Source organism: Burkholderia sp. E168m23 (assembly GCF_016586125.1).
Classification (GTDB): Bacteria; Pseudomonadota; Gammaproteobacteria; order Burkholderiales; family Burkholderiaceae; genus Burkholderia; species Burkholderia orbicola.
Window position 1 is genome coordinate 1 of record NZ_BCPP01000933.1, and the last position, 2781, is coordinate 2781.

The window sequence follows — 2781 nt, forward strand, 5'->3', positions numbered from 1 at the left end:
TCGTCAAGTTCAAGCAGGCCATCATCGCCGCCGGCTCGCAGGCCGTGAAGCTGCCGTTCATGCCGGAAGACCCGCGCGTCGTCGATTCGACGGGCGCGCTCGAACTGCGCCAGTTGCCCAAGCGCATGCTCGTGATCGGCGGCGGCATCATCGGCCTCGAAATGGCCACGGTGTACTCGACGCTCGGCGCCGAGATCGACGTCGTCGAAATGATGGACGGCCTGATGATGGGCGCCGACCGCGATCTCGTGAAGGTCTGGGAAAAGTACAACGCGAAGCGCTTCGGCAACGTGATGCTGAAGACCAAGACGGTCGGCGCGGAAGCGAAGGAAGACGGCATCTACGTGAAGTTCGAGGGCGAGAAGGCGCCGGCGGAAGCGCAGCGCTACGACCTCGTGCTCGTCGCGGTGGGCCGCAGCCCGAACGGCAAGAAGATCGGTGCCGACAAGGCCGGCGTCGCGGTCACCGACCGCGGCTTCATCGACGTCGACAAGCAGATGCGCACGAACGTGCCGCACATCTTCGCGATCGGCGATATCGTCGGCCAGCCGATGCTCGCGCACAAGGCCGTGCATGAAGGCCACGTCGCAGCGGAAGCCGCGCATGGCGAGAAGGCGTACTTCGACGCGCTGCAGATCCCGTCGGTGGCCTACACCGATCCGGAAGTGGCGTGGGCCGGCAAGACCGAAGACCAGTGCAAGGCCGAAGGCATCAAGTACGGCAAGGCCGTGTTCCCGTGGGCCGCTTCGGGCCGCGCGATCGCGAACGGCCGCGACGAAGGCTTTACGAAGCTGATCTTCGACGAGGAAACCCATCGCGTGATCGGCGGCGCGATCGTCGGCCTGAACGCGGGCGACCTGATCAGCGAAGTGTGCCTCGCGGTCGAGATGGGCGCGGACGCGGAAGACATCGGCAAGACGATCCATCCGCACCCGACGCTCGGCGAATCGGTCGGCATGGCCGCCGAGCTGTACGAAGGCGTCTGCACGGACCTGCCGCCGCAGCGCAAGAAGTAACGCGACCGGCACGGCCGGCCACGCGCCGGCCATGACAAAACGCCGTCGCCCGGGTAATCCGGGTGGCGGCGTTTTCTTTTGCGTGGCGCGCGACAGGCTCGAATGTGGCGGGCAGTTGCCGCTCGCGCGCATTCCGGCGCCAGAAACGAAAAAGCCGCGCTGGGCGCGGCTCTTTCAGGAGCAGGGGACGCTTACGCGGCCGGCTTGCTCGAACGACGTGCGGCAGCAGCGGTGGCAGCCTTCGTTGCGACGGCAGCAGCGGCGTTGAAGTTCGTTTCAGCGATTTCCACTGCTTGCTTCGTGGCCTTCTGGACCGTTTCGTACGTGGTGTTCGCAGCGTTCAGCGCCGACTTCAGTGCGGCGACAGCCGTTTCCGAACCGGCCGGGGCGTTCTTCGCGACGTTGTCGACGAGTGCCTGGACCTTCTTGTTCTGCTCTTCGAATTGCGCTTCGGCGACCTTCGCGAACTCGGCTTGCGTCGACGATGCGATTTCGTACAGGTGACGACCGTACGACAGCACCTTTTCCGCGACCGGCTGCGACAGGCTCGCTTGCAGCGCGATCAGTTCCTGCGCGTCCTTCACCGACAGCAGGCGCTGCGCGTTTTCCTGGCTCTCGGTCAGCGTCGACTTCACGACCTGCAGGTTGAGTTCGATCAGCTTTTCGACGCCTTCGAACGCCTTGGTCGTCAGACCGAACAGGCTTTCGAGGTTGGCTTTCTGGGCGGCGGCGATTTGCTCGGGGGTCAGCAAGGACATGTCAGGCTCCTGAAAAGCGATCGCGTCGATCGCAGAATAAAGGGCACTACGCTGGGGAACTTCGGCGCCGCGTGCTTTGTGCAACGCAGCAATGAGGCCTATTTTAGGGCAGAGAACACGGATGTCAAGCACTTTTTGTGCGTTGCACAATCGCGACAAATTATCGATAAAACAACGAGTTATCGCGGTCGTTCGGAATCGGTTTCAGGCTTGTTCCCACATGGTGCGCACGGTGGCGGGGCAAGCGCGCCGCACCATGATCATGCACAGGTAAACCTGACAGGCCCATGGAACGTTATCCTTCTGTTCCTGTCGAAAAACGCGCTGTTTCGATGCGCGTGCCGTGGCGACGTGCCGCCGCCACGGTCGAGACCGGCGCCTGTGGCACGCCGAGCACCGGATACGTACTTTCCCCGCTTTAAATCGCCTCCGAAGTGACGTTATCTCAATTAACCGCGTGGTAATCGGGAGACGGGCGCTGTCGGGCAGTGCATCCCATCGTTTTTTTCGATGGGATCGGAAGGGTCGATTGGCCGGAGGTTGGCCGACTCTTACATTCCGGTTTAAAGACGATCGGTAAGTGCCTAATATTGCTCTTTTTTTCAGCTTTAACTACACTTGCGGAAACCTCCCGCCCGCTTTGTCCAGACCCCAATGAAAGCCGAATCGTTTTCACCGCGCAGATTGTTGCAGAGCATGACGCTCGGCACCGCTGTGTCGGTCGCAGTCGCGTTGCTGGCGACCACCGCGTCCGTCACGCCCGCCGACGCCTTCGCCGCCACTGCGAAGACCCAAGCCGCCAAGAAAAAGGCCGTCGCTCCTGCTTCGTCAGCGAAGAAGAAGTCGGCCAAGGCGACCACCGATAAATCCGCCAAGGTCGCCGCGGCCGATGCGCCGCGCGCGAAAGCGTCGCGCAAGCGCGTGACGCTCGCGGCGAGCAACGTGCACGGCGGCCATCGCGGCGCGGTGCGCAAGGTCGCGTTCCAGCCGCGCCGTCCGACGGTCGG

2 protein-coding genes and 1 pseudogene are annotated in these 2781 nt (G+C 63.1%); 2 read left to right on the plus strand and 1 reads right to left on the minus strand.

All coding sequences use genetic code 11. The annotated features are described in order from the left end of the window. The coding region (locus JMF90_RS32175; protein ID WP_201325943.1) for an NAD(P)/FAD-dependent oxidoreductase at positions 1–1016 on the plus strand (1016 nt) is incomplete at its 5' end. Positions 1017–1207: 191 nt separating this feature from the next. Here the strand turns inward: JMF90_RS32175 and JMF90_RS32180 are convergent. After that, positions 1208–1774: a phasin family protein gene (locus tag JMF90_RS32180; protein ID WP_006478382.1), complete on the minus strand. Its 567-nt coding sequence runs from the start codon at positions 1772–1774 to the stop codon at positions 1208–1210. A gap of 654 nt (positions 1775–2428) precedes the next feature. On the opposite strand from JMF90_RS32180, the pseudogene JMF90_RS32185 reads away from it, so the two are divergent. Further along, a pseudogene (locus JMF90_RS32185) lies at positions 2429–2781 on the plus strand (D-alanyl-D-alanine endopeptidase); the annotation flags it as partial.

Excerpts from the sequence above, each read along its gene's own strand:
- JMF90_RS32180 (WP_006478382.1), bottom strand. The coding sequence starts at position 1,774 with ATGTCCTTGCTGACCCCCGAGCAAATCGCCGCCGCCCAGAAAGCCAAC.